The following is a 26,128-nucleotide window of genomic DNA, read 5'->3' on the forward strand; positions in this document are numbered from 1 at the left end:
GACCACGGACCCCGGCCTGTGGACGACGCGCCGCACCGACCCCGCCCGACCTGGCAGCATGGCGGAGTGACAGCAGCAACGCATTCCCCCCTCTTCCCGCGGGTCCCGGAGACCGCCGACGCGGTGCTCGACGGGCTCGACCCGGAGCAGCGCGAGGTCGCCACGGCCCTGCACGGCCCGGTGTGCGTCCTCGCGGGCGCCGGCACGGGCAAGACCCGGGCGATCACCCACCGGATCGCCTACGGGGTCCGGGCGGGCGTGCTGCAGCCCGCGAGCGTGCTCGCCGTCACCTTCACCAACCGGGCCGCCGGCGAGATGCGCGGCAGGCTCCGCCAGCTCGGCGCGGGCGGCGTCCAGGCCCGTACCTTCCACTCGGCCGCCCTCCGGCAGCTCCAGTTCTTCTGGCCCAAAGCGATCGGTGGCCCGCTGCCCCGCCTGGTGGAGCGGAAGGTCCAGCTCGTCGCCGAGGCGGCGGCCCGCTGCCGGGTCCGCCTCGACCGGAACGAGCTGCGGGACGTCACGGCCGAGATCGAATGGGCCAAGGTCACCCAGACCGTGCCCGCCGACTATCCGGCGGCCGTCGCCCGCACCCGGCGCGACGCCCCGCGGGACCCGGCCGAGATCGGCCAGCTCTACGCGATGTACGAGCAGCTCAAGGGCGAGCGCTCGGTGATCGACTTCGAGGACGTGCTGCTCCTCACCGTCGGCATCCTCCAGGACCGGCTCGACATCGCCGAGCAGATCCGCCGCCAGTACCAGCACTTCGTGGTCGACGAGTACCAGGACGTCTCCCCGCTCCAGCAGCGCCTCCTGGAGCTGTGGCTGGGGGAGCGGGACAGCCTCTGCGTGGTCGGCGACGCAGGCCAGACGATCTACTCCTTCACCGGCGCCACCCCCGACCACCTGCTCGACTTCCGCGTCCGGCACCCGCACGCGACCGTGGTCAAGCTGGTGCGCGACTACCGCTCCACCCCCCAGGTCGTCCACCTCGCCAACGGCCTCCTCGACCAGGCCCGCGGCCGGGCCGCCGAGCACCGCCTGGAGCTCGTCTCGCAGCGCGAGCGCGGCCCCGAGCCGGTCTACACCGAGTACGGGGACGAGCCCGCCGAGGCCGAGGGCACCGCCCGCCGGATCCGCGACCTGATCGCCGCCGGCGTCCCGGCCGGCGAGATCGCCGTCCTCTACCGGATCAACGCCCAGTCGGAGGTCTACGAGCAGGCCCTCGCCGACGCCGGCGTCCCCTACCAGCTGCGCGGCGCCGAGCGCTTCTTCGAGCGCCAGGAGGTGCGGGAGGCCGGCGCGGCCCTGCGCGGCGCGGCCCGCTTCGGGGCGAACGACGCGCTCCTGGACGGCGCCGACGACCTGCCGGCCCAGGTGCGAGCGGTGCTTTCCGGCCACGGCTGGAGCAGCCGGCCGCCGACCGGCTCCGGCGCCGTCCGGGACCGCTGGGAGTCGCTCGCCGCGCTCGCCCGGCTCGCCGACGACTTCGCCGCCGCCCGCCCCGGCGCCACCCTCTCCGACCTGGTCGCCGAGCTCGACGAGCGGGCCGCCGCCCAGCACGCCCCCACCGTCCAGGGCGTCACCCTCGCCTCCCTGCACGCCGCCAAGGGCCTGGAGTGGGACGCCGTCTTCCTGGTCGGCCTCACCGACGGCATGCTGCCGATCACCTACGCCAAGACGGACGAGCAGATCGAGGAGGAGCGCCGGCTGCTCTACGTCGGCGTCACCCGCGCCCGCGTCCACCTCACGCTGTCCTGGGCGCTCTCCCGCTCCCCGGGCGGCCGCCCGAGCCGCGTCCCCAGCCGCTTCCTCAAGGGCCTGCGCCCCGGCTCCGGCAGCCGCGGCACCGGCCACGGCGCCGCAGGAGGCGGCATCGAGCGCGGCGGCTCCGGCCGGGCCGGCGAGGGCACCCGCCGCCGCCCGCGCGGCACAGTCCGCTGCCGGGTCTGCGGCACCACCCTCACCGAGGCCGGCGCGATGAAGCTGCTCCGCTGCGAGGACTGCCCCTCCGACATGGACGAGGGCCTGTACGAGCGCCTGTGGGCGTGGCGCGAGGAGCGGGCCCGGGCGCTCGGCCAGCCCGCCTATTGCGTCTTCACCGAGAAGACGCTCATGGCGATCGCCGAGCGGGTCCCGTCCTCCGGCGGCGAGCTGGCCATGATCGCCGGGGTCGGCGCACGCAAGCTGGACCGCTTCGGAGCCGATGTCCTCGCCATCTGCGCAGGTGAGGAGGGTGTGACGGGCACGGACGACGTCTGATCGAAACTCGTGGGAAAAATAGTTTGCGCCCGCCCCGTCAAGCCCCATAGGTTCTTAACCACGCAACAGCGGCTTCTTATGAAGCCCTGTCTCGTGCTGTACTTGTCCAAATAAACATCGAGAGCCCGGCTCGCACCCGAGCTCTCCGAGACGCCGAGAGGAGGCGATTCCAGTGATCAGCAACATCAACGTCATCAGCCGCAACGTCATCAGCAGCGATGTCAGCACCGTCGTCAGCACCGCCAAAATGACCGATCGCTCGGTCGTCTCCACCTGCTCGCTCGGCCTCTCCGCCTTTGCGCTCCTTGGCAGCGGTCTGCCCGCCACCGGTCTGTCCGGCCGCGGCATGGCCGCCATCGAGCGCGAGGAGCGACCGACCAAGGCACGGGTGGCTGAAGAGGGCAAGGCCGGAATCACGGCCTATGGCTTCGCGGCGGCCGGTGCCGGCAAGCAGCAGACGACGCAGCACCACACGATGTGGGCCTTCCGTGGGCTCGAACCCTGGAGTGATCCAGCCTGACCTGATCAGGCCGGCGCCTTCAGGGCCGCGGAACCCCACCCGGGATCCGCGGCCCTTCTGTTTGTCCCCGAACGGGGACGACGGAGCGAAGGGGCCTCGGGACAAGAAACCCGGTACCAGCCGAAGACCCGGCCGACCGGCCGGAACGACCAGACGAGGAAAGACACCCGTGCAACTCGAAGCGCACGCCCCGTCCGTACCGCCTTCCGAAACGATCCCCCCGTCCGGCCTCACGGAGGACCACACCTTGACCCCCCTGACATCGCTCACCGCGCTCGACGACGCCATCGAGAACCTCGGCGTCCCCGTCCCGTGCCGCGCCTACGACCCGGAGGTCTTCTTCGCCGAGTCCCCGGCCGACGTCGAGTACGCCAAGTCCCTCTGCAAGACCTGCCCGCTGGTCGCGGCCTGCCTCGCCGGCGCCAAGGAGCGCCGTGAGCCCTGGGGTGTCTGGGGCGGCGAGCTCTTCGTCCAGGGCGTCGTCGTCGCCCGCAAGCGGCCCCGTGGCCGCCCGCGCAAGAACCCGGTCGCGGCATGACCGCCCGCACCTGGGAGGCACCCCACAAGGCCCCCAGGCGTACCGGAACGATCGACCACCCCCTCACGCACGATCCCCAGAAGCAGGCCCCGATGACCACGCCCGCCACCGAGCCCATCCGCTCCGCTACCCCCGACTTCTCCACCGCCGGCGCCCCCGCGCTGCGTCAGAACAGGACCCGTGACATGCAACTCATCCCAGAAGCCCTGGCCCGTGCCCATATGCACGAGCGACAGCGTGAGGCCGAGGCGGAACGTCAGGCCGTGCGCCTGATCGCCGCCCGGCGCATGCAGCGCCGCGCCGAGCGCGTCTCGCTGCGCGCCCGCCGCGCGCTCGCCATGGCCGTCATGAACTGAGCGCCCCACCAGGCGTCCCCGCGGGGGCCGGTCCGAACGGACCGGCCCCCGCGGTGCGTTGCCCCGCCGTGGCCGCCCCGCCGGGCTATCGTCACGAGGATGAACGAGCCCCGCGCCGCGGAGGAGCCCGTGGCCTGCGCACGCTGCGGCAGGACCGCCGACACCCTCCCCCTCACCTGGACCTGTTCCGTCGAGAACGGCCGCCGCCAGTACTTCTGCGAGGAATGCGCCCGCGCCAACCTCCGCGCCATCGAGGGCCGCCTCGACTCCTCCTGGTGGTGACCGCCGCCCCCGTCAGGCCGCCGGGTCGAAGCCGGGCAGCCAGTCGGACAGCTCGTCCCGCAGCCGGACCGTCGCGTTCAGCTGGCAGAGCACCCCGATCGTGGAGAGCGTCACCCGGTGGATCAGCAGATACGACGGCGGCAGGTTCAACTGCCGCCCGAGCTGGTGCGCGGGGGAGCGCGGATCGGCGATCCGGGCCGCCTGCGTCCGCATCCAGCCCCGGGTGAAGACGAAGGACTCCGCCTCCGCCGGCTCGATGATCGGCAGCAGGTACTCCAGGACCTCCTCGGGGTCGAGCGCCACCGACTCCTTCACGAAGCCCTCCTCGCGCAGCAGCGCGTACACCGGCTCCGCCTCACCGGCCAGGGTCATCCGCAGACAGGTCCCGATCATCTCCGGAAGCCCGCCCGGCAGCCGGTCCACGGTGCCGAAGTCCAGCACCCCGAGCCGCCACCCCGCCGGATCGTCCGATCCGTCGGTGGCCGGCAGCAGCCGGAAGTTCCCCGGATGCGGATCGGCGTGCAGCAGCCCCGTCCGCGCCGGACCCGAGAACAGGAACCGGGCCAGCAGCTGCCCTGCCCGGTCCCGCTGCTCCTGCCCGCCGTCCGCGATCACCTCCGCCAGCGGGATCCCGTCCATCCACTCGGTCACCAGCACCTGCTCCGCCTGGTGTACCACCGCCGGCACCACCACGTCCGGATCGCCCGCGAAGACCTCCGCGTGCGCCCGCTGCGCCCGCGCCTCGAGCGCGTAGTCCAGCTCCTCCGTCACCCGCTCCCGCAGCTCCGCGATGAGCGGCTTCACCTCGATCCCGGGCACCAGCGGCCCCAGCAGCCGGGCGAACCGGCTCAGCTGCGCCAGGTCCGACAGCAGGGCCTCGCCCGCGCCCGGGTACTGCACCTTCACCGCGACCTCGCGCCCGTCGTGCCACACCGCCCGGTGCACCTGCCCGATCGACGCGGCCGCCGCAGGCTTGTCCTCGAACTCCAGGAACAGCTCCCGCCAATCCGCCCCGAGCCGCTCCTCCAGCACCCCGTGCACCGTGCGCACCGGCATCGGCGGCGCCGCCTCCTGAAGCTTCGTCAGCGCCGCCCGGTAGGGGCCGGCGATCTCCTCCGGCAGCGCCGACTCGAAGACCGACAGCGCCTGGCCGAACTTCATGGCCCCGCCCTTGAGCTCCCCGAGCACCTTGAACAGCTGCTCCGCCGTGCGCTCCTGGAGCTCCCGGGCGACGAACTCGGCGGACTTGCCGCCGATCCGCTTGCCCAGACCCCAGGTCGCGCGGCCCGCGAAGCCCAGCGGCAACGCGGCCAACTTGGCGGTCCGGGTGACCGCCTTCCGGGGAAGATCAGACATGCGCCCCTCCAATTCCCAGACTGTCGTGCCGCGCAGGGCTGCGCCCCGCCATTGTGGACCGCGCCTCCCCGGCTGCCGAGGCGCCCACCCCCACCCTGCCGCGCGCGGCCCCGCAGGGACAGGCCGGGTGCGGTTCCAGCCGCTCGGACCGCCATGCCAGCGTCGGAGCCACCGCCTCCCAGCGGCTCCCCGTGCTCGCCGGCGGCTCCCCGTCCAGGAAGGCAAGCGCGTGCGCCGCGGCGAGCCCCGCCACCGCCGTCGCCAGCGCCACGTCGCAGGCCGGCAGCGGATGCGGCGGCCCCGAACGCCACTGCGCGAGCAGCCGAGGCCACTCCGGGTCCCGGTCCACCGCCCCCTCCTGAAGACACCGGGCGCAGGCCGTCCCGCCCGGCAGCACCAGCGGCCCCACCAGGCCGGTCGCCTCCAGCACCCCCGCGTACAGCTGCGGGACCCCCGCCGCCATCCACGGCTCGGCCGCCACCGGATCGGGCAGCAGCACCCCGAGCCCGTCCCGGGGCGTCACCAGCACGAGCGACACCGGCACCTCGCCGTCCCCGTCACCCGCCCCAGGCCCCGCTCCCGACCGCCGGGCCGTCCGCCGGGCGGCCACCGGACCCCGCGCCCAGCGGGCCACGAGCCGCCGCGCCGCCGTGAGCCGCCGCTCGCCGACCGCCTCGGCGGGCAGCCCGCCCGGCGCCGTGTCCCACGGCTCCACCCGGCCCCTGTCCGCCACCTCCACCGTGCCGACGCCCGCCGCCGCGAGCAGCGCCGCCACCGTGGCGCCCACCCGCCCGGCGCCCCGCACCAGCACCCGCCGCTCCCGGCGGGACGCCAGCGTCCGCAGCGCCCGGTCCGGCTCCGGGCACACCACCGACAGCGCGGCCAGATCCGCCCGCAGCGGATCCAGGGCCGTGTCCACCGGCCCCGCCGCCGGACCCGCCCGCCCCGGCCGCCCGGCCCCGGCCTCCACGAGGAGGCCCGCCGTGTGAAGCCGCGCGAGCAGCGCGTCCAACCGGCCCTCCGGCAGCCCCAGCTCCGCGGCCTCCCGCCGCAGCAGCGCGGTCCCGCGCGTCCCGTCCATCAGCCCGAGCAGCCGGCCCGTCGCCGCGTCCACCGGGTCCAGCACCACCGCGTGCGCCGGGGCCACCCCGTACTGCGCGCACGTCAGACTCCGCCACGCCCGGCGCAGCGCCGGCTTCACCATCGGATGCATCCCCGCCCCCGTCCGCTCTCCGCGTTCTCTCCCGGACCAGGCTGCCCGCCGGAGCGCAACCGTGCGGAAAGTTGTCCACAGGCCCGCCCGAAAGTCATACGGACGGAAAGTCGTGTAGCTCATCCACAGGCGATTCCGCCGGGCGGGCCCGGTACCGTCGAGGGCGTGCCAGTCGAGATCCGCAGGAGCGCCCGCCGTACCCGTTCCGTCTCCGCGTACCGCGAGGGGGACCGCACCGTCGTCCTCATCCCGGCCCGGATGTCGGAGGCCGAGGAGCGCCGCTGGGTCGGACTGATGCTGGAGAAGCTCGCCGCGAAGGAGCGGGACAAGGAGCGCCGCGCCACCCGCGGCGACGCCGAGCTGGCCGAACGGGCCGACCGCCTCTCCGCCCGCTACCTCGACGGCAAGGCCCGCCCCGACTCTGTGCGCTGGGTCACCAACCAGAACAGCCGCTGGGGCTCCTGCACCCCCGCCGAGGGCTCCATCCGGCTCTCCCACCGGCTCCAGCCCATGCCCGAGTACGTCGTCGACTACGTCCTCCTGCACGAGCTCGCCCACCTTCTCGTCCCCGGTCACGGACCCGGGTTCTGGCGGCTCCTGGAGGCGTACCCGCGGACCGAGCGGGCCCGCGGCTACCTCGAAGGAGTGGTCGCCGCAGACCGCCTCCCGCACCCGCCCGACGGGGATCCCGCGGCCTGAGGGCAGATTTCCCGATTCCGTACCGGAACCGCCCCGCCCTGTCTGGATGTCGTTCTCAGCGGTTAGCCTGACGCGAGTCATTCGCCATCGGGATGGGGGACGGTCGTTACGCATGGCCAGGGAATTCCAACGCGGCCACAAGGCCAAGATCAGTGATCTGACCGCGGGCACCGATCTGTACGTGGGTGTGCAGATCGCGGCGCCCGGGCTCACCTTCGACATCAGTTGCTTCGGGCTCGACGCCGACGAGCGCCTCTCGGACGACCGGTACTTCGTCTTCTTCAACCAGCCGAAGTCGCCCGAGGAGTCCATCCAGCTGCTCGGGGCGCAGTCCGGGGACACCGAGTCCTTCCGCGTCACCCTCGACCGGATCCCCCCGCAGATCCACAAGCTGTCCTTCACCGCCACCATCGACGGCAACGGCCAGATGTCGCAGGTCGGCCCCGGCTGGATCCGGATCGTCGCCGGCGGCGAGGAGGTCGCCCGCTACGCCTTCACGGGTGCCGAGTTCTCCACCGAGCGCGCGGTCATGCTCGGCGACTTCTACCTGAAGGACGTGTGGCGGTTCGCCGCCGTCGGCCAGGGCTTCGACGGCGGTCTGGAAGCGCTGCTGCGGAACTTCGGCGGCGAGGTCCTGGAGGAGGAGCAGCCCGCGGCCCAGCCGCCCGCCGCCCCCCAGCAGGCCGCGCCGGCCTTCGGCGCCCCCGCCCAGGCCGCGCCGGCCCCGGCCCCCGCGCCCGCCTTCGGTGCTCCGCAGCCGGGTCACGGCGCTCAGCCGCCGACCCCGCCGCCGGCCCCGCAGCCCGGCTACGGCGCCCAGCCGCCCACCCCGCCGCCCGCCCCGCAGCCGGTGCACACCCAGCCGACCATGGTCGCGCCCCTCGCCCCCTCCCCGGTGCCCCCGCCGGCCCCCGCGCCCGGCGCCCCCGGGCCGTACGGGCAGCAGCCGCCGCAGGCGCCCTACGGCCAGATCCCGGGCCAGACCCCGCCGCACGGCGCCCCCTACGGGCAGCCGCCGCAGGCTCCGTACGGCCAGCAGCCCGGCTACGGCCAGCAGCCGGGCATGCCCCCGGGCATGCCGCCCCAGGGAGTGCCCCAGGGCGCGCCCGCGGCCGGTGCCGGGCTCGCCGCCGCGCTCGCCCCGTTCAAGGAGACCGCCACCGGCGCCCGCTGGACCCCGCAGAACCAGCAGCTCATGCGGGTGGACCTGGCCATGGGCGGCACGCCCGTCCTCGCCCGCCAGGGCTCCATGGTCATGTACCAGGGCAAGGTCGACTTCTCCTACAAGGGCGCGGGCTTCGCCGGCCGGATCGTCGGCAACGCCACCGGCCAGGAGATGCAGCTCATGCGCTGCACCGGCCGCGGCCAGGTCTTCCTCGCCGAGAACGGCGCCCATCTGCACCCGATCGAGCTCCAGGGCGACGCCATCTGCGTCTCCGCGGAGAACGTGCTCGCCTTCGACGAGTCGCTGCAGTACGAGGTCCGCCGCATCGAGGGCCACGGCATCCCCGGCGGCGCCCTGTTCACCATGCAGTTCCAGGGCACCGGCACCGTGATCGTCAAGACCCACGGCGTCCCCGTGGTCCTGCCCGTCACGCCGACGACCTTCGCCGACTGCAACGCGGTCGTCGCCTGGTCCGCCGCCTCGCAGGTCATCCTCTCCAGCCAGGTCCGGCTCCGGCGCAACGCCTTCCCCGGCCACAGCGGGGAGACCGTGAACCTCCAGTTCCGGGGCGCCCCCGGCAACTTCATCGTCGTCCAGCCGTACGAGGTCTGAGGGAGCCCGACACCATGAACCAGCAGCTCGCGGGCTATGCCCCGACACCCATCGCGGCCCGCATGGAGAACCACGGCCGCACCATGCTCAAGGTCGCCATGGCCTCCGGCCAGGACCTCTACGCCCGGGCCGGCTCGATGGTCGCCTACGAGGGCTTCATCAGCTACGAGCCCAACCCGCCCGCCGTCCGCCAGGTCGCCAAGGAATGGGCGACCGGCGAGGGCGCGCCGATCATGAAGTGCTCCGGCGACGGCCTGCTCTACCTCGCCGACTACGGCGCCGACGTCGTCGTGATCAACCTCCAGAACGACGCGATCTCGGTCAACGGCACCAACCTCCTCGCCTTCGACGCCCACCTCCAGTGGGGCGTCGAGCGCGTCAAGGGCCTCGCCAAGTTCGCCGGCCAGGGCCTGTTCAACGTGGGGATCGCCGGCACCGGCTGGGTCGCGCTCACCTCGCGCGGCACGCCGATCGTCGTCGACTGCGGCCGCGGCGAGGACGAGACGTACGTCGACCCCGACGCGCTCGTCGCCTGGTCGCCGGCGCTGAAGGTCAAGGGCAAGCGCAGCTTCAAGGCGTCCTCCCTCATCGGGCGGGGCAGCGGCGAGGCATACCAGATGGCCTTCTCCGGCCAGGGCATCGTCGTCGTACAGCCCAGCGAGGACAGCAGCGACCGCCTGCGGGTCCGGGGCTGAGGGGGAGCGAGAACACATCATGCAGAGCCCGCTTTTCAACCACGCCGAGCAGCAGAGCCAGGAGCGGTACGTCATCCAGAACCCGCAGCTGCTGCGGGTCAGCCTCACCGGCCATGACGACATCCTCGCCCGCAAGGGCGCCATGGTCGCCTACCAGGGGCTCGTCGACTTCGACGGCGAGTACCAGAGCAGCAGCCAGCGGCAGGCCCGCGCCCGCACCGGCGAGGGCCTGGACCTGATGCGCTGCTCCGGCCAGGGCACGGTCTACTTCGCCAACCTCGCCCAGTACATCCACGTCGTCGAGGTCGACCACGAGGGCCTCACCGTCGACAGCTCCTACGTGCTCGCCCTCGACACGAGCCTCCACACCGAGGTCATCGCGGTCGACAGCCAGTACGGGGTCTCCGGCACCGGCAAGTACCAGCTCAACATCACCGGCCGCGGCAAGGTGGCCCTGATGACCTCGGGCCAGCCGCTGATGCTCCAGGTCACCCCGGAGAAGTACGTCAGCGCCGACGCGGACGCGATCGTCGCCTGGTCGACCTCGCTCCGGGTCCAGATGCAGGCCCAGACGCACAACAGCAGCGTCCGCAGCCGCCGCGGCAGCACCGGCGAGGGCTGGGAGCTCAGCTTCCTCGGGCAGGGCTTCGCCCTCGTCCAGCCCAGCGAGGTCATGCCCCCGCAGAACGCGGCGATCGGACAGGGCGCGGCCGCCCAGTTCGGCGTCGGCCAGCACGGTGCCCACGCGCAGAACCAGAACAACGCCTGGAACTGACGGCCGGGTACGGACGTACGGAGAGGGCCCCCGGAAGGAATCCGGGGGCCCTCTTCCGCATGACGGCCGTCACAGGCGGGCCAGCGTGGCCTCCACCAGCCGCACCACCGAGGCGTCCGCGACCGCGGCCACCTCGTCGTACGCGAACCACCTCAGGTCCAGCGACTCCTCGCTGATCCGCTCCACCCCGTCCGCCGGGGCGAGCGCCGCGTACTGCACGTCGAGGTGCCAGTGGCAGGGCGCCGGGATCGCGTGCCGGTCGAGCCGCACCGGGCCGCCCGGCAGCAGCGTCAGACCGGTGACGCCCGACTCCTCCTCCGCCTCGCGCAGCGCCGCCGCCTCGACCGTCGGGTCGCCCTCCTCGCAGTGGCCGCCCATCTGCAGCCACATGCCGAGCTTCTTGTGGAGGGTGAGCAGCACCCGCCCGCGCGAGGGGTCGATCACCAGCGCGCTGCTGGTGAGGTGACCGGCCCCGCACGGCTTGTACATGCCGTCCGGATGCGCCGCCAGGTGCTCCAGGTACAGGTCGCGCAGCTCGGGCTGGTCCTCGTACCGCTTCAGGACGAGGACCGCGTCGTCGTGCAGGGTCACTTCTTCTCGTCCCCGTCCTCGGGGGTGTCGCCCTTGTCGCCCTGGGCCGCCTCGCCGAGCATCTTGTCGAGCTCGGAGAAGTCCAGGTGCTCGCGGTGGACGAAGCCGTCCGGGTCGTCCAGGTCGGTCGCCGTCGGCAGCATGTCCGGGTGCTCCCAGAGGCCGTCACGGCCGTCGACCCCGCGCGCGTCGGTGAGCGAGGCCCACAGCCGGGAGGCGTCCCGCAGCCGGCGCGGGCGCAGCTCCAGACCGATCAGGGTGGCGAAGGTCTGCTCGGCGGGGCCGCCGGTGGCACGGCGCCTGCGCAGCGTCTCGCGCAGCGCGTCCGCCGAGGTCAGCCGGGACTTGGCGGCCTCGTGGACCACCGCGTCGACCCAGCCCTCGACCAGCGCGAGCGCCGTCTCCAGACGGGCCAGGGCCGCCTTCTGCTCGGGCGTGTCCTGCGGCTGGAACATGCCGGACTGGAGCGCTTCCTGAAGCTGCTCGGGGTGGCTCGGGTCGAGCTGGGAGACGGCCTCCTCCAGCTTCGAGGTGTCGACCTTGATCCCGCGCGCGTAGCTCTCGACGGCGCCGAAGAGGTGCGCCCGCAGCCACGGCACGTGGGCGAAGAGGCGCTGGTGGGCGGCCTCGCGCAGCGCCAGGTAGAGCCGGACCTCGTCGGAGGGCACGCTCAGGTCCTTGCCGAAGGACTCCACGTTCAGCGGGAGCAGCGCGGCCCGGCCGGCCGGGCCGAGCGGCAGGCCGACGTCGGTCGAGCCGACGACCTCGCCCGCGAGCGCGCCGATGGCCTGCCCGATCTGCTGGCCGAACATGGCGCCGCCCATCGACCGCATCATGCCGATCAGGGGGCCGGCCATGGCCTGCATCTCCTGCGGCAGCACGTCGCCCATGGCGTTGCCGACCCGCTCGGCGACCGGGTCCACCAGCGCCTTCCACGCGGGCAGGGTCGCCTCGACCCACTCCGCGCGGCTCCACGCCACCGCCGTGTTCGCCCCGGAGGGGAGCGAGGTGACCTGGTCGAGCCAGAGGTCGGCGAGGCGGACGGCCTCCTCGACGGCGGCCTTCTCGGCGGGGCCCACGCTGGCGTCCTTGACGCCGTCGGCGGTGCCCTGGGCGACCACCTGGCGGGCGATCTGCTTGGCCATGTCCCAGTTCACGGGACCGCCCTCGTAGCTCAGCATCTGTCCGAGCTGCTGGAAGGCCGCGCCCAGGTCCGTCGGGTTCATCGCCCCGAACATCGCGGCGAACGGATTGTCCGCGCCGCCCTGGCCGCCCATGCCGGGCAGGCCGCCGAAACCGAACGGGTTCGCCCCGAACGGGTTGCCGGACCCCTGGCCACCTCCGGCGGGGTCCTTCTTCTTGCCTTCGTCGCCGTCCTCCGGCTCCTCCGGCGGAAGGCCGAATCCGAATGGGGTGTCACTCACAGGTTTCCTCGGCTCCTAGGGCCACCGGCTTCTGCCGGCGGCGACTGCCCGCTGCACAACACCAGCGTAGACATCCGGATCGGATATGGGCTCAAGTCTCCGCCGGGCCGTGCCCTGCGGCAGGATGGACGCCACCTGGTACGTACGCGTCATCCGCGTACGTACTGAAGACAACCACTGGAGTCGGTCGGTGAGTTCCCCAGATCCGCAGGTTCGCGGAGCGCGAAACCACTCAACCCGGTCCGCCGTGCGCGGCCCCGTCGTCGCGGTCACCGGCGCCGCCACGGGTGTCGGCGCCCTGCTGACCAGGCGTCTCGCCGATTCGGAGGAGATCCGGCAGGTCGTCGCCATCGACGAGCGGCGCGGCGAGGTCGCGGAGGCCACCTGGCATGTCCTCGACGTGCGGGATCCGGCCATCGCGGAGAAGCTGCGGGGCGCCGACGTCGTCGTGCACCTCGCCGTCGACCTCGACCTGGAGACCGACCCCGCCGCCCGGACGGCCTACAACGTGCGCGGCACGCAGACCGTCCTCACGGCCGCCGCCGCGGCCGGCGTCCACCGGGTCGTCCTGTGCACCTCGACGATGGTCTACGGGGCCCTGCCCGACAACGACATCCCGCTCTCCGAGGACGCCGAGCTGCGGGCCACCGCCGAGGCCACCGGGGTCGGCGACCTGCTGGAGATCGAGCGGCTCGGCCGCCGCGGCTCCCGCGCCCACCCCGGACTCAACGTGACCGTGGTCCGCCCGGCCGTCCTCGTCGGCGGCACGGACACGGCGCTGACCCGCTACTTCGAGTCGCCGCGCCTCCTCGTCGTCGCCGGATCCCGCCCCACCTGGCAGTTCTGCCACGTGGAGGACCTGGTCAGCGCCCTGGAGTACGCGGCCCTCGAAAAGGTCGACGGAGAGTTCGCCGTCGGCTGCGAGGGGTGGCTGGAGCAGGAGGAGGTCGAGGAACTGTCGGGCATCCGCCGCATGGAGCTGCCGTCCGCCGTCGCCCTCGGCGCCGCGGCACGGCTGCACCGGATCGGCCTCACCCCGTCCCCCGCGGGGGACCTCGCCTACACCATGCACCCCTGGGTGGTCAGCGTCGGCCGGCTCCACGACGCGGGCTGGCGGCCCCGGTGGACCAACGAGGAGGTCCTCGCGTCCCTCCTGGAGGAGGTCCAGGGCCGGCACACGGTCGCGGGCCGCCGGCTGGGCCGCAAGGACGCCACGGCGGCGGGCGCGGCGGGTGCCACGGTGGCCCTCCTGGGCACCGCGGCCCTGGTGCGGCAGATGAGGAAGCGGCGCGGCCTGTAGGACCCTCCTACGGAGGGTCCCGGTCCACCGGTCGAAAGCGCTATTCCGGGATGTCGGCGGCGTGCGGCACCATGGACGGCATGACCACGACGCACGACCACCCCGGTGAGCAGGCCGCGGACGACCCGATCAAGCTGCTCGCGATCCGCGACACCCCGCTCTCGGTCGACGAGGTCTTCCGGGCCGTCGGCGACGACGCCGCGGGCGGGACGACCCTGTTCGTCGGCACCGTGCGCAACCACGACGGCGGCGCCGACGTCGACCGGCTGGGATACTCCTGCCACCCGAGCGCCGAGGCGGAGCTGCGCCGGGTCGCGGAGAAGGTCGTGGCGAACTTCCCGGTCCGCGCCCTGGCCGCCGTGCACCGCGTCGGCGACCTCGCGGTGGGCGACCTGGCGGTCGTCGTCGCCGTCTCCTGCCCGCACCGCGGCGAGGCGTTCGAGGCGTGCCGCAAGCTGATCGACGACCTCAAGCACGAGGTCCCGATCTGGAAGCACCAGACCTTCTCGGACGGCACAGAGGAGTGGGTGGGCGCCTGCTGAACCTCGACCCCGAGACTGGGGGTCCCCCCGGACGGAGTCTGGGGGAGGGTGGGCGCCTGCTGAACCTGGGGTCCCCACTTCTGCCGAAGGGGCAAGGCGGCGCGCCGACACGGCGTAGCCGAACGCCCGATTTGCGTAACCGGCCCCCAGGCCCGAGCGTTGTTGGCACAGATGAATAATCTGCTGATCAACTCACTGGGGATGGGAGGTCGGAATGGCAGTGCTGGCCTGGTTGCTGATTCCGCTTTTCGCAGTCGTCGGCGCGGCGATATGGGGAAGCTGGGTCCAGAGAAGCAAGACCATAGGTGACGTGGCCGAACTCGCCGGCTACGCCCGCTTCAGGGACGCCATGGAGCGTTCCCACCCCGTCGCACCCGATTCCGCGCCGCTGCGCCCGGTCCCCGAACCGGCCCCCGCCGAATCCTGACGCCCCGGTCCGCCGTCCGGCACGTGGAGCGCCCCAGGGGTGCGCGCACAGGCGAGTCCCGTACTGTCGTTCCATGCCACGCCGCACCGCGACGATGCTCGCCTCCACCCTGGTCCTGATCAGCCTGCTCATCGCCGGCGTCCTGATCCCGGTGCCGTACTCGGAGATGAGCCCCGGACCCACGGTCAACACGCTCGGCGAGGCACGCGGCGAGCCGGTCCTCCAGATCTCCGGCCGCAAGACCTACCCGACCGACGGCCACCTCAACATGACCACGGTCAGGGTCACCAGCGCGGACTACAAGATGAACGCCGTCGAGGCGGTCTACGGCTGGCTCACGCACGACAACGTGATCGTGCCGCACGACACCCTCTACCCGGACGGGAAGACGGAGGAGGAGTCGAGCCAGGAGAACGCCGAGGAGTTCAGCCAGTCGCAGGAGAGCGCCAAGGTCGCCGCCCTCGACGAGCTCGGCATCCCCTTCACCACCCGTGTGGTCGTCGCCTCCGTGGTGAAGGACTCCCCGGCGGAGGGCACCCTCCACGCCGGAGACGTGATCAAGGCCGTGGACGGGGTGCGGGTCACGAAGCCGGCCGACGTCGCCGCGCAGGTCACGAAGCGGAAGCCGGGCGACAAGGTCGAGTTCACCATCGTCCCGGCGAAGGAGGCGGCGGCCGCCGAGAAGGCGCACAAGGAGGCCACCGTCACCCGGAAGGTGGCCATCACCACAGTGAAGTCCGAGGAGGGCGACCGGGCGATCGTCGGCATCCAGGCCGGCACCGACCACGTCTTCCCGTTCACCATCGACATCAAGCTCGCCGACGTCGGCGGCCCCAGCGCCGGCCTGATGTTCGCCCTCGGCATCGTCGACAAGCTGACCCCGGAGAGCCTGACCGGCGGCAAGTTCGTCGCCGGCACCGGCACCATCGACGACGACGGCAAGGTCGGCCCGATCGGCGGCATCCAGATGAAGCTGGTCGGCGCGCGGAACGCGGGCGCCGAGTACTTCCTCACCCCGGCCGACAACTGCGCCACCGCCGCCGGTGACACGCCGGACGGGCTCACCCTCGTCAAGGTCGACACCATCGACGACGCGACGAAGTCCCTGGAGAAGCTCCGCGAGGGCGACACGGCGAACCTGCCGACCTGCTCGAAGAGCTGAGCCGGTACGGGACCCCGCCCGGGGCCCCGTACCCGTACCGCTCAGCCCTCGAAGGTCGCGGCCAGCGCGTCGGCGAGCCCCGGCACCAGGTCCGGGCCGGTCAGCACCTCGGTCGGCGAGTCCTTCTCGCGCAGCCGGATCGCCGCCTCCCGGGCGCCGGTCCGCAGCACGGCGACGGTCATCCGCACCTCCTGGCGGTCCGGGTGCCGGGCCACCCACTTGTTCAGCGCGGCGCCGCTCAGGTCCTTGGGGACCTGGGTCTCCGCCGACGGCGGCAGCATCAGCCGCTCCACCGTCAGGGCGCAGCCGGCCACCCCGTCCGGCCAGGCGATGGTGCCGAGGAACTCGTCCAGCGGCTTGCCCGCCGGGATCTCCTCCTGCTCGATCGGGGTGTAGGCGGTGGCGTCCTGGCCGAGCTTCAGCGAGGGCGCCTGGGCCCGCAGCCGGGCGGTGTCGACGAGGGCGAAGAGGCGGGCGGGCCGGTCCCAGCCGAGACCCGAGGCGTACTCGTCGATCTCGAGCACCGCGCGGGTGAGGGGACTGGAGGCCATCGGCGGGCCCGAGGGGGAAAGGTTGGACATGACCAATATCCTGCCTCCTCTTCCCCCGGAGACGGGAACTAGGTAAAGCCTCAGTAAGTTGCATCAGTGGGCTCTACGATCGCGGGGCCCGCTTTCCGACGCATCAACACCGAGGGGCGCACGTTGGCTTTCCAGATGCCTGACCGTGGCGGAGGCCCGTCCGGGCCAAGGATCAGAGTCGGCCGGCCGTCCCGGCGGGCCCGCACCCTGCTGATGACACTGGGCGTGCTGGCCGTCCTGGCCATGGCGTTCGTGATGTTCGCCGGGTTCTGGACGGACTGGCTCTGGTACCGCTCGGTCCACTACTCGTCCGTGTTCACCACCACGCTGTGGACCAAGATCGGGCTGTTCGCGGTCTTCGGCCTGCTCATGGCCCTCGTCGTCGGCCTCAACATCTGGCTGGCGTACCGGCTGCGCCCGCCGCTCAGCGCGATGTCGCTGGAGCAGCAGAGCCTCGACCGGTACCGCATGGGCGTCGCCCCCTTCAAGAAGTGGGTGCTGCTCGCGGTCACCGCCCTCGTGGGCCTGATCGCCGGCGCCTCCGCCTCCGGCCAGTGGCGCACCTGGCTCATGTGGATCAACGGCGTCGACTTCGGCGAGAAGGACTCCCAGTTCGGCAAGGACGTCTCGTTCTACGCCTTCGACCTGCCCTGGTACCGCTTCCTGCTGGCCTTCGGCTTCGCCGCCGTGGTGCTCTCCCTGATCGCCGCGGCGATCACGCACTACCTGTACGGCGGACTGCGGGTCACCAGCCCCGGTGCCCGCGCCACCGCCGCCGCCACCGGCCACCTCTCGGTGCTGCTCGGCGTCTTCGTCGCGCTGAAGGCCGTGGCGTACTGGCTCGACCGGTACGGCCTGGCGGTGAAGTCCAGCGACTTCAAGGCCACCGGCAACTGGACGGGCCTGCGGTTCGTCGACGCCAACGCCTATCTGCCGGCCAAGACGATCCTCTTCTGCATCGCCGTCATCTGCGCCCTGCTCTTCTTCGCGACCCTGTGGCGGCGCACCTGGCAGCTGCCGGTCATCGGCTTCGGCCTGATGGTGCTGTCGGCGGTGCTGATCGGCGGCCTGTACCCGGCGATCGTGCAGAAGTTCCAGGTCCAGCCGAACGAGCAGGCCAAGGAAGCCCCGTACATCCAGAAGAACATCGACGCGACCCGCAAGGCGTACGCGATCGACGAGACCAAGCTGGAGAACTACTCGGGCAAGTCGACGGTCAAGGCCAAGGACAAGCTGCGGGCGAACGCCGACACGGCGGCCGCCTACCGCGTCCTCGACCCGAACATCGTCTCGCCGACCTTCCAGCAGCTGGAGCAGAAGCGGAAGTACTACCAGTTCCCGACGACGCTCGACGTGGACCGCTACAAGGGCCAGGACGTCGTCATCGGTCTGCGCGAGCTGAACATCCGCGGCATCCCGAAGCGGAACTGGATCAACGACCACTTCACGTACACCCACGGCTACGGCGCCATCATGGCCCGCGGCACGCAGACCGACGCCAACGGCTCCCCGGTCTTCACCGAGTCGGGCCTCCCGACCACCGGTGAGCTCGGGAAGTACGAGCAGAAGATCTACTACGGCGAGAAGACCGACCAGTACTCGATCGTGGGCGGCCCCCAGAAGGAGCTGGACTACGAGGAGAACGGCGAGAAGACCACCAGCTACGAGGGCAACAGCGGGGTCAGCCTGGAGAGCGCCTTCAACCGCGCCGCGTACGCGGTGGCCTTCAGCGAGCCGCAGATCCTGTACTCGGGAGCCATCGGCGACGGCTCGCGGATCCTGTACAACCGCACGCCCAAGCAGCGCGTCGAGGCCGTCGCCCCCTGGCTGACGATCGACGGCGACGCCTACCCGGCGGTCGTGAACGGCCGGATCCAGTGGATCGTCGACGCGTACACGACCACCAACGGCTACCCGTACGCCTCGCGGACCACGCTCGGCGACACCACGGCCGACTCGCTGACCGTCGGCAACCAGCAGCGCGCGGTCGTCGCCCAGCAGAACCAGGTCAACTACATCCGCAACTCGGTGAAGGCCACCGTCGACGCGTACGACGGCACGGTCACCCTCTACCAGTGGGACACCGAGGACCCGGTCCTCAAGACCTGGATGAAGGCGTTCCCCGGCACGGTGAAGGCCAAGGCGGACATCGACGCGGACCTCCTGGAGCACCTGCGCTACCCGCAGGACATGTTCAAGGTCCAGCGCGAGCTGCTGACCCGCTACCACGTCACCGACCCGGCCCAGTTCTACAGCGGCTCGGACGCCTGGCAGGTGCCGGACGACCCGACCAACAAGGACAACGTGGCCGTGCCGCCGTACTACCTGAGCATGAAGATGCCCGGGGACACGGAGCAGCGCTTCTCGCTGACCACGACGTTCACCCCCAACGGGCGGCCCAACCTGGGCGGCTTCATGGCGGTCGACGCCGACGCCACCAGCAAGGAGTACGGCCGGCTGAGACTCCTCAGGGTCACCGAGGACGTGCCGGGACCGGCGCAGGTGCAGAGCAAGCTCAACGGTCTGCCCGACGTCGCCACCTTCGTCCGCGACATGAAGGGCGCCGACTCGGACATCCAGTACGGCAACCTGCTCACCGTGCCCCTCGACGGCGGGTTCCTGTACGTCGAGCCGGTCTACGCCCAGGGACGGAACGCGCTCTACCCGCTCCTGAAGAAGGTCGCGGTGTCGTACGTGGACGCCGACCAGCCGGACGGCGACACCACCAAGGACACCACGGTGTTCGAGAACAACCTCACGGACGCCCTCAACGCGGTCTTCGGGGTGGAGGGCACGACCCCGCCGACCACGCCGCCGGGCACCGAGCAGCCGCCGACCACCCCGCAGCCGCCGGCCTCGGCGGACGCGGCGCTGAAGCAGGCCATCGCCGACGCCCAGAAGGCGTACGACGCGGGCGAGGCGGCCCTCGCGAAGGGCGACTGGGCGGCCTACGGCAAGGCCCAGGAGGACCTCCAGGACGCCCTGGAGAAGGCCGCCGAGGCAGGGGCCAAGATCCAGCCCAAGGAGGGTTCCGGCAGCTGACCTGCGGGATTCACCCCGCGTCGTGGTAGTGTTACCTCATCGACGCGGGGTGGAGCAGCTCGGTAGCTCGCTGGGCTCATAACCCAGAGGTCGCAGGTTCAAATCCTGTCCCCGCTACTGACACGAGGGCTCGGATCCATAAGGATCCGGGCCCTCGTCGCGTGTCGAGGTGACGGGGGACACCGAAGGGCGGTACGGAAGGGGCGAGTTGAGGCGTCTCGTGTTTGACTTGTCTCTCTGTGGGCATGTCGACAAAACGCTGAGGTGACCTCACGGGCTGCGGTATACCGGGTGTGCGCGGGTTGCGGGTGGTGCGACGATGGTATTTATGGGGGACAGGGCAACTCTGTTGGAGACAGGGCGGTTTGTGCAGCGGCACGCCAGAGATGCCGCGGACGAGATCATCGAGGCGGTGCCCGCCGTCGATGCGGTCGTCGACACCGCCGCGAGGACCGGGACCCTCCCGGACGCCGGACCGGAGACCGACGCCGAGACCGAGGCCGAGACCGAGGGCCGGCACCGAAAGGCAGCCGAGCGCGGTGACACCGACGCCATGAGCGCCCTCGGCGCCCTCCTGCTGCGCCGCGGCGACCTCGACGCCGCCGAGCCCTACCTCCGGGGCGCCACCGCCGAGGGCGACCGCGCCGCCGCCAACAACCTGGGCGTCCTCCTCCACCAGCGCGGCTACCCCGACGAGGCCGCCGGCTGGTGGCGGGTCGCCGCCGTCGCCGGCTCCGCCCCGGCCGCGCACGCCCTGGGCCGCCACCACCGCGAGCGCGGCGACGAGCCCGCCGCCGAGTACTGGCTCCGCCAGGCCGCCGAGCAGGGCCACGCGCTGGGCGCCTACGCCCTCGCCGACCTCCTGGAGCACCGCAGCGACGTCGGCGCCGAGCGCTGGCTGCGCGCCGCCGCCGAACAGGGCCACCGCGAGGCCGCCTACCGCCTCGCCCTCGCCCTGGAGCGGCGCGCCACCGAGACGCTCCGCGGCCCGCACGCCCTCGGCCCCGCCGCCTCCGCCGGCCGCGTCGGGCACGCGTACGACACGGCGGGCCGCCTCCGCGCCGCCGGCACCCTCCGGACCGGCGACCAGCCGCCCGCCGTCCCCGCCGTCCCCGCCGCGCGCCCCGAGACCGCACCGCCCCGGACCGGGGAGACCGCCGGCACCGGCCTCCTCGGAGAGGCAGAGCAGTGGTTCCGGCAGGCGGCCGCCCGGGGCCACCGGCGGGCCGCGCTGCACCTCGGGGCGATCCTGGAGCACCGGGGCGAGCTGAAGGAGGCCGGACGCTGGTACCTCAGCTCCGCCAAGGAGGGCGAGGCCAAGGCCGCCTGCGCCCTCGGCTTCCTGCTGCGCGACGCCGGTGACGAGGAGTCCGCCGCCGTCTGGTGGCTGCGCGCCGCCCAGGACGGCGACGGCAACGCCGCCAACGCGCTCGGAGCCCTGCACGCCGCGCGCGGCGAGCAGCAGACCGCCGAGCGCTGGTACCGCGCCGCCATGGACGCCGGTGACGTCAACGGCGCCTACAACCTCGGCCTGCTCTGCGCCGCCCAGGACCGCCTCCCGCAGGCCGAGCAGTGGTACCGCCGCGCCGCCTACGCCGGCCACCGCGAGGCCGCCAACGCGCTCGCCGTGCTGCTCCTCCAGGCCGGCGACGCGGGCGGCGCCGAGCCGTGGTTCTCCAAGGCCGCCGAAGCCGGCTCGGTGGACGCCGCCTTCAACCTCGGCATCATCCACGCGGGCCGCGACGACGACCGCGCGGCGCTCGCCTGGTACGAGCGGGCCGCCGCCGCCGGGCACACGGAGGCCGCCCTCCAGGTCGGCATCGCCGCCCTGCGCGACGGCGACGACCGGACGGCGGAGCGCCACCTGCGCTGCGCCGCCGGCGGCGGCAGCCCCGAGGCCGCCTTCCGGCTCGCCACGGTCCTCGACGCCCGCCGCCCCGACCCCGGGCCGGTGGTCCTCGGCGCCCCCGTGGACCAGAAGACCGAGTGCGAGGAGTGGTACGAGCGGGCCGCCCAGCAGGGTCACCGGCGTGCCCAGGTCCGGGTCGGCATGCTCGCCGCGGGCCGCGGCGACCTCACCGGGGCCGCCCGCTGGTACCGGGAGGCCGCCGAGGCCGGCAGCCGCAACGGCGCCTTCAACCTCGGACTGCTCCTCGCCCGCGAGGGCAGCGAGCGCGAGGCCGCCCTCTGGTGGACCCGGGCCGCCCGCGCCGGGCACGGCCGCGCCGCGCTCCGGCTCGCGCTGCTCGCCGCCCGCCGGGGCGAGCTGTCCGAGGGCCGCACGTGGTGCGCCCGCGCGGTGGAGCTCGGCCCGGCCGAGGTCGCCGAGCGGGCGGCGCGGCTCAGCGAGGCGCTGCACCAGGAGCTCACGGCGTAGAAGCGATTTGCTCCTGTCACGGCACTCCCGTAAGGTGGTGTTCACCGACGCGGGGTGGAGCAGCTCGGTAGCTCGCTGGGCTCATAACCCAGAGGTCGCAGGTTCAAATCCTGTCCCCGCTACTCAGTAGCCCGAAGGCCCGGATCGTATCCATACGATCCGGGCCTTCGGCGTTCTCCGGAGACATACAAGGGGACATGAAAAGAAGGGCGCCCCCGCGGGGGCGCCCTTCTCGCGATCTCGTCTCAGGCCGCCGCGCAGTTCGGGCAGAGACCCCGGTAGGTGACCTCGACGTTCGAGATCGTGAAGCCGAAGCGCTCGGCGTCCGGCAGGTCCCGCAGCGGGTCGCCCGCCGGGTGGACGTCCCGGATCGCGCCGCAGCCGGCGCAGACCAGGTGCTGGTGCGGCCGGTGGGCGTTGGGGTCGTACCGCTTGGCGCGGCCGTCGGTGGCGACCTCCATGACCTCACCGAGCGTGACCATCTCGCCCAGCGTGTTGTAGACGGTCGCACGGGAGATCTCGGGCAGGCGCTCGACGGCGCGGGCGTGCACCTCGTCGGCGGTGAGGTGCACGTGGTCGCCGTCGAGGACCTCGGCGACGACACGGCGCTGCGCGGTCATCCGCCAGCCGCGTCCGCGCAGCCGTTCCAACAGGTCGCTCATGAGGGCCAGGGTAACAGCGGGTCGAAACGGGGCGGAGAGGGCTTCCGGTCCGTGGACCCGGGTGGCGCAGGGGCCCGGTCAGTCGGCCACGCTGTGGGCGGGGAGCCAGCAGCGGATGATGTCGCGGACCGACACCATGCCGACCGGCCCGAGATGGTCCAGAACGACCAGATGGCGGAAGCCGCCCCTGGTCATCGCCTCGGCCGCCTCCTCCAGCGTCCAGCCGGGCGCGGCGAACACGACTTCGTGGGTGGTGTGGGAGCCGGCCGTCTCGCGGTCCGGGTCCTCGCCGCGGCCCAGGGAGTTCAGGATGTCGCGCTCGGTGAGGATGCCGGTGCCGGTGTCGCCGTCCAGGACGACGGCCGCGCCGACCCGGCGGGCGGACATCAGCCGGGCGGCCTGCCGGAGGGTGTGGGCGGGTCCGATGGTGAGGACCACCGTGCTCATGGCGTCACGGACGAGCATGGAAGGAGCCACCTCCTCGGCGAACCGCCCGCGTGAGGCGGTTCACAAATGCACAAGTGGGGGCTCTCAGAGTCGCACCGGGACCGGGACCCGACAAGGGGGCGCGCGAGGCGCTTCCAGGAGCGGCCGGGGGCGCGCCCACGCGCCCGCCGCCGCCCGTACGTCGAAAGGGCCCGGCCTAGTGCCCCAGGTGCCCCAGCAGCGCCTCGTGGAGCAGGCCGTTCGAGGCCGCCGCGTTGCCGCTGTGCGGGCCGGGGACGCCGTCCAGGCCGGTGTACGAGCCGCCGGCCTCCTGCACCACGATCGCCACCGCCGCCATGTCCCACAGCGAGAGCTCCGGCTCCGCGCACAGGTCCACCGTGCCCTCGGCGACCATCATGTACGGCCAGAAGTCGCCGTACGCCCGGGTCCGCCAGCACGCGCGCGTGAGGTCCAGGAACGCGTCGAGCCGCCCCCGCTCCTCCCAGCCGCTCAGCGAGGAGTACGCGAACGACGCGTCGGCCAGCGAGGCCACCTGGGAGACGCCGATCCGGGTCCCCGCCTCCGGACCGGTCCCGGTGAAGGCGCCCAGGCCCTTCGCCGCCCACCAGCGGCGGCCCAGCGCGGGCGCCGACACCACGCCGACCACCGGCTGGAACCCGGTCTCGCCCTCCTCCATCAGCGCGATCAGGGTCGCCCACACCGGCACCCCGCGCACGTAGTTCTTGGTGCCGTCGATCGGGTCGATCACCCAGCGGCGCGGGCCGGTGCCCTCGACGCCGTACTCCTCGCCCAGGATCGCGTCCTCGGGCCGCTCCTTCTGGAGCCCCGCGCGGATCAACGCCTCGGCGGCCCGGTCCGCCTCGCTCACCGGGGTCATGTCCGGCTTCGTCTCGACCTTGAGGTCCAGCGCCTGGAAGCGGGCCATGGTGGCCGCGTCGGCGGCATCCGCGAGGGCATGGGCAAGACGCAGGTCATCGTGGTAATCGGCCATGCCCGGCACTCTAGCGCCGCCCGGCGGCCCCCCGGTGAACCGTCCATGGACGGCGCCCGACGCCCGGCCGCGCGGCACCCGGCGCGCCCTTGACAGCGCCCGCGCGCCTGCCCACGCTGGGGGACCGACGCACGGCCCGGAGCCGCCCATGCCGACCGCCCGCGAGGCCCTCCTCGACGCCGCCCACACCGCCCTGGCGCGCCACGCCTGGTCCGCCGTGCGGATGGCCGACCTCGCCGCCTCCGCCCGGGTCTCCCGGCAGACCCTCTACAACGAGTTCGGCAGCAAGGAAGGGCTGGCGCGGGCCCTCGTCCGCCGCGAGGCCGACGCCTACCTCGACGGGGCGCGCCGGATACTTTCCGCGCCCGAACCGCCCGCCCGTACCCTCGCCGCCGTCGCCGAGTGGACCGTCGTCCGCGCCGGCGACCGGCCGATACTGCGCGCGCTGCTCACCGGCGCCTGGACCGAGGGCCTGCCCCGGCCCCGCCCGGCCAGGCCGGGCGCCCGCCCGGCCCCCGTACCCGCGCAGCGGCGGGCCGACGCCGGACCGCCGGCGCCGGGGGAGCTCCTCGCGACGACCGCGCGGTGCGCGGGGGAGCGGTGGGCGGCCGGCTGCGAGCTGGCCCTGCGGCTCGCCGTCAGCCACGTGGTGGCCCCGGCGCTGCCGCCGGAGGGTCAGTGCGCCGAGCCGGACAGCTGGAGGCCGATGACCCCCACGATGACCAGCGTGATCGAGACGATCTTGAGCGTGGAGACCAGGTCGCCGAGGAACACCATGCCGTAGATGGCGGTCCCGGCCGCCCCGATCCCCGTCCACACCGCGTACGCCGGACCCACGTCGAGCTTCTTCAGGGCGAGCGTGAGCAGCCCGAAGCTGCCCAGGGCGAAGCAGGCGAACGCGATCGTCGGCCACAGCCGGGTGAATCCGTGCGAGAGCTTCAGGCAGACCGCGAATCCCGTCTCCAGGATCCCGGCGACCACCACCAGCAGCCACGCCATCGTTCCTGCCTCCCACCCGGTCGGATTACTCGCACTTGTGCGGTTATGTCCATACCGGTCTGGGGGGAGGCGTAAACACCGGGGGCGACCCGGCGGGACGGCTCAGTCGCCCTCGCGGCGCTCCCGGGTGGCGAGCAGCCGCCGCAGCGACACCAGCCGGGCCGGGTCGGCGTGCCCGTCCGCCACCCAGGCGTCCAGGGCGCACTCCGGCTCGTCGTGGCTGCACGCGCGCGGGCAGTTCTCGGTCCCCGGCCCCAGGTCGGGGAAGGCGTGGATGACCCGGGACGGATCGACGTGGTGCAGGCCGAAGGAGCGCACGCCCGGCGTGTCGATGACCCAGCCGTCCACCACGTCCAGCGGCAGCGCGAGCGCCGAGGTGGTGGTGTGCCGGCCGCGCCCGGTCACCGCGTTCACATGACCGGTGACCCGCCGCTTCTCCTCCGGCACCAGCGCGTTGACCAGCGTCGTCTTGCCGACGCCGGAGTGCCCGACGAAGGCCGTCACCCGGCCGTCCAGGTACTCCCGCACCCGGTGCGCCGCCTCGCCGTCGTACAGCTCCTCCCGGTTCACGACCACGTACGGGATGTCCAGGTCGCCGTAGAGCTCCAGGAGCTTCTCCGGGGGCGCCAGGTCCGACTTGGTCAGCACCAGGAAGGGCTCCAGGCCGCCGTCGTACGCGGCCACCAGGCAGCGGTCGATCAGCCGGGGGCGGGGCTCGGGGTCGGCGAGCGCGGTGACGATCGCGAGCTGGTCGGCGTTGGCGACCACCACCCGCTCGTACGGGTCGTCGTCGTCGGCCGTGCGGCGCAGCAGCGAGGTCCGCTCACCGATCCGTACGATCCGGGCCAGCGTGTCCTTCTCGCCGGAGAGGTCGCCCACCAGGGAGACCCGGTCGCCGACCACGGCCGCCTTGCGGCCCAGCTCGCGGGCCTTCATCGCCATCACCGTGCGGTCCTCGACCAGGCAGGTCAGCCGGCCGCGGTCCACGGTGAGGACCAGGCCCTCGACGGCGTCCTCGTGCTTCGGGCGGATGCTGGTCCGGGGCCGGGTGCCCTTGCGGTTGGGCCGCTGGCGGATGTCGTCCTCGTCGGTGTGCTTGCCGTAGCGCCGCAT

At 72.9% G+C, this 26,128-nt stretch carries 26 protein-coding genes and 2 tRNA genes; 18 read left to right on the plus strand and 10 right to left on the minus strand.

Features of this window, described 5'->3' with window-relative positions; genetic code table 11:
* Positions 1-66 precede the first annotated feature (66 nt).
* From ACIGHB_RS16565 to ACIGHB_RS16585, 5 genes are all read left to right on the plus strand, one after another.
* Positions 67-2,259, plus strand: a complete 2,193-nt coding sequence (locus ACIGHB_RS16565; protein ID WP_399913707.1) for an ATP-dependent DNA helicase UvrD2 — start codon at positions 67-69, stop codon at positions 2,257-2,259.
* A 172-nt stretch (positions 2,260-2,431) separates the two neighbouring features.
* Positions 2,432-2,779: a hypothetical protein gene (locus ACIGHB_RS16570; RefSeq protein WP_360322263.1), complete on the plus strand. Its 348-nt coding sequence runs from the start codon at positions 2,432-2,434 to the stop codon at positions 2,777-2,779.
* 169 nt (positions 2,780-2,948) lie between these two features.
* The gene (locus ACIGHB_RS16575; protein ID WP_030498052.1) at positions 2,949-3,317 is read left to right on the plus strand and encodes a WhiB family transcriptional regulator; all 369 of its coding nucleotides are present in this window, start codon (positions 2,949-2,951) and stop codon (positions 3,315-3,317) included.
* A complete protein-coding gene (locus tag ACIGHB_RS16580) occupies positions 3,314-3,673 on the plus strand; it encodes a hypothetical protein (RefSeq protein ID WP_360322266.1) in 360 nt (119 codons plus the stop codon). Before ACIGHB_RS16575 ends, ACIGHB_RS16580 begins: the two co-directional genes overlap by 4 nt.
* A 99-nt stretch (positions 3,674-3,772) precedes the next feature.
* Complete coding sequence (locus ACIGHB_RS16585; RefSeq protein WP_388871843.1) at positions 3,773-3,955, plus strand: hypothetical protein; 183 nt, start codon at positions 3,773-3,775, stop codon at positions 3,953-3,955.
* Positions 3,956-3,967: 12 nt separating this feature from the next.
* Here ACIGHB_RS16585 and ACIGHB_RS16590 read toward each other — a convergent pair whose 3' ends face one another.
* Together ACIGHB_RS16590 and ACIGHB_RS16595 are read right to left on the minus strand one after the other, a co-directional pair.
* Positions 3,968-5,311, minus strand: a complete 1,344-nt coding sequence (locus ACIGHB_RS16590; RefSeq protein WP_399913713.1) for an ABC1 kinase family protein — start codon at positions 5,309-5,311, stop codon at positions 3,968-3,970.
* Positions 5,304-6,524 (minus strand): TOMM precursor leader peptide-binding protein, encoded by a 1,221-nt coding sequence (locus ACIGHB_RS16595; RefSeq protein WP_399913716.1) that lies wholly within the window; start codon positions 6,522-6,524, stop codon positions 5,304-5,306. The genes ACIGHB_RS16590 and ACIGHB_RS16595 overlap by 8 nt, the downstream gene beginning before the upstream one ends.
* Positions 6,525-6,689: 165 nt before the next feature.
* On the opposite strand from ACIGHB_RS16595, the gene ACIGHB_RS16600 reads away from it, so the two are divergent.
* The 4 genes from ACIGHB_RS16600 to ACIGHB_RS16615 all read left to right on the plus strand — a co-directional run bounded on the left by ACIGHB_RS16600 (position 6,690) and on the right by ACIGHB_RS16615 (position 10,470).
* Entirely contained in the window at positions 6,690-7,223 is a 534-nt protein-coding gene (locus tag ACIGHB_RS16600) for a M48 family metallopeptidase (RefSeq protein WP_360322279.1), read from the plus strand.
* Positions 7,224-7,335: 112 nt separating this feature from the next.
* Positions 7,336-9,000 (plus strand): TerD family protein, encoded by a 1,665-nt coding sequence (locus ACIGHB_RS16605; RefSeq protein WP_399913719.1) that lies wholly within the window; start codon positions 7,336-7,338, stop codon positions 8,998-9,000.
* Between the two features lie 14 nt (positions 9,001-9,014).
* On the plus strand, positions 9,015-9,695 hold the full coding sequence (locus ACIGHB_RS16610) for an AIM24 family protein (RefSeq protein WP_360321325.1): 681 nt from the start codon (positions 9,015-9,017) through the stop codon (positions 9,693-9,695).
* 19 nt (positions 9,696-9,714) lie between these two features.
* On the plus strand, positions 9,715-10,470 hold the full coding sequence (locus tag ACIGHB_RS16615) for an AIM24 family protein (RefSeq protein ID WP_360321322.1): 756 nt from the start codon (positions 9,715-9,717) through the stop codon (positions 10,468-10,470).
* 69 nt (positions 10,471-10,539) lie between these two features.
* Here the strand turns inward: ACIGHB_RS16615 and ACIGHB_RS16620 are convergent, their stop codons facing one another.
* Together ACIGHB_RS16620 and ACIGHB_RS16625 are read right to left on the minus strand one after the other, a co-directional pair.
* Positions 10,540-11,061 (minus strand): NUDIX domain-containing protein, encoded by a 522-nt coding sequence (locus ACIGHB_RS16620; protein ID WP_360321319.1) that lies wholly within the window; start codon positions 11,059-11,061, stop codon positions 10,540-10,542.
* Entirely contained in the window at positions 11,058-12,485 is a 1,428-nt protein-coding gene (locus ACIGHB_RS16625) for a zinc-dependent metalloprotease (protein WP_388871824.1), read from the minus strand. The genes ACIGHB_RS16620 and ACIGHB_RS16625 overlap by 4 nt, the downstream gene beginning before the upstream one ends.
* A gap of 190 nt (positions 12,486-12,675) precedes the next feature.
* Here ACIGHB_RS16625 and ACIGHB_RS16630 point away from each other — a divergent pair, with 190 nt between their 5' ends.
* The 4 genes from ACIGHB_RS16630 to ACIGHB_RS16645 all read left to right on the plus strand — a co-directional run bounded on the left by ACIGHB_RS16630 (position 12,676) and on the right by ACIGHB_RS16645 (position 15,916).
* Positions 12,676-13,785 (plus strand): SDR family oxidoreductase, encoded by a 1,110-nt coding sequence (locus tag ACIGHB_RS16630; protein ID WP_360321313.1) that lies wholly within the window; start codon positions 12,676-12,678, stop codon positions 13,783-13,785.
* Positions 13,786-13,865: 80 nt separating this feature from the next.
* Positions 13,866-14,327: a molybdenum cofactor biosynthesis protein MoaE gene (locus ACIGHB_RS16635; RefSeq protein ID WP_360321310.1), complete on the plus strand. Its 462-nt coding sequence runs from the start codon at positions 13,866-13,868 to the stop codon at positions 14,325-14,327.
* A 214-nt stretch (positions 14,328-14,541) separates the two neighbouring features.
* Positions 14,542-14,754: a hypothetical protein gene (locus ACIGHB_RS16640; RefSeq protein ID WP_360321307.1), complete on the plus strand. Its 213-nt coding sequence runs from the start codon at positions 14,542-14,544 to the stop codon at positions 14,752-14,754.
* 73 nt (positions 14,755-14,827) lie between these two features.
* A complete protein-coding gene (locus ACIGHB_RS16645; protein ID WP_360321304.1) occupies positions 14,828-15,916 on the plus strand; it encodes a PDZ domain-containing protein in 1,089 nt (362 codons plus the stop codon).
* Positions 15,917-15,957: 41 nt separating this feature from the next.
* Here the strand turns inward: ACIGHB_RS16645 and ACIGHB_RS16650 are convergent, their stop codons facing one another.
* Positions 15,958-16,497 (minus strand): PPA1309 family protein, encoded by a 540-nt coding sequence (locus ACIGHB_RS16650; RefSeq protein WP_360321301.1) that lies wholly within the window; start codon positions 16,495-16,497, stop codon positions 15,958-15,960.
* 135 nt (positions 16,498-16,632) lie between these two features.
* Between ACIGHB_RS16650 and ACIGHB_RS16655 the strand changes: the two genes are divergently transcribed.
* The 4 genes from ACIGHB_RS16655 to ACIGHB_RS16670 all read left to right on the plus strand — a co-directional run bounded on the left by ACIGHB_RS16655 (position 16,633) and on the right by ACIGHB_RS16670 (position 22,038).
* A complete protein-coding gene (locus tag ACIGHB_RS16655) occupies positions 16,633-19,539 on the plus strand; it encodes a UPF0182 family protein (RefSeq protein WP_399913728.1) in 2,907 nt (968 codons plus the stop codon).
* A gap of 43 nt (positions 19,540-19,582) precedes the next feature.
* A tRNA-Met gene (locus tag ACIGHB_RS16660) sits at positions 19,583-19,656 on the plus strand.
* Positions 19,657-19,858: 202 nt separating this feature from the next.
* Positions 19,859-21,916, plus strand: coding sequence for a tetratricopeptide repeat protein (locus ACIGHB_RS16665; protein WP_399913731.1), 2,058 nt, complete (start codon positions 19,859-19,861; stop codon positions 21,914-21,916).
* A 48-nt stretch (positions 21,917-21,964) separates the two neighbouring features.
* A tRNA-Met gene (locus ACIGHB_RS16670) sits at positions 21,965-22,038 on the plus strand.
* A 123-nt stretch (positions 22,039-22,161) separates the two neighbouring features.
* On the opposite strand, the gene ACIGHB_RS16675 is transcribed toward ACIGHB_RS16670, so the two are convergent.
* The 3 genes from ACIGHB_RS16675 to hisN all read right to left on the minus strand — a co-directional run bounded on the left by ACIGHB_RS16675 (position 22,162) and on the right by hisN (position 24,016).
* Complete coding sequence (locus ACIGHB_RS16675; RefSeq protein WP_360318560.1) at positions 22,162-22,578, minus strand: Fur family transcriptional regulator; 417 nt, start codon at positions 22,576-22,578, stop codon at positions 22,162-22,164.
* 78 nt (positions 22,579-22,656) lie between these two features.
* Positions 22,657-23,043, minus strand: a complete 387-nt coding sequence (locus tag ACIGHB_RS16680) for a CBS domain-containing protein (protein ID WP_360318558.1) — start codon at positions 23,041-23,043, stop codon at positions 22,657-22,659.
* Positions 23,044-23,221: 178 nt separating this feature from the next.
* Positions 23,222-24,016 (minus strand): histidinol-phosphatase, encoded by a 795-nt coding sequence (hisN, locus tag ACIGHB_RS16685; RefSeq protein ID WP_360318555.1) that lies wholly within the window; start codon positions 24,014-24,016, stop codon positions 23,222-23,224.
* A gap of 148 nt (positions 24,017-24,164) precedes the next feature.
* Between hisN and ACIGHB_RS16690 the strand changes: the two genes are divergently transcribed.
* Positions 24,165-24,800 carry a helix-turn-helix domain-containing protein gene (locus ACIGHB_RS16690; protein WP_360318552.1) on the plus strand — a complete coding sequence of 212 codons (636 nt, stop codon included), beginning with the start codon at positions 24,165-24,167 and terminating at the stop codon, positions 24,798-24,800.
* Here the strand turns inward: ACIGHB_RS16690 and ACIGHB_RS16695 are convergent.
* On the minus strand, positions 24,692-25,015 hold the full coding sequence (locus ACIGHB_RS16695; RefSeq protein ID WP_150209631.1) for a multidrug efflux SMR transporter: 324 nt from the start codon (positions 25,013-25,015) through the stop codon (positions 24,692-24,694). The two genes, ACIGHB_RS16690 and ACIGHB_RS16695, sit on opposite strands and share 109 nt — an antisense overlap.
* Positions 25,016-25,117: 102 nt before the next feature.
* The gene (rsgA, locus tag ACIGHB_RS16700) at positions 25,118-26,128 is read right to left on the minus strand and encodes a ribosome small subunit-dependent GTPase A (protein WP_399913737.1); all 1,011 of its coding nucleotides are present in this window, start codon (positions 26,126-26,128) and stop codon (positions 25,118-25,120) included.

The sequence above is a fragment of the Streptomyces sp. NPDC085460 genome, from assembly GCF_044541975.1.
Taxonomy (GTDB): domain Bacteria; phylum Actinomycetota; class Actinomycetes; order Streptomycetales; family Streptomycetaceae; genus Streptomyces.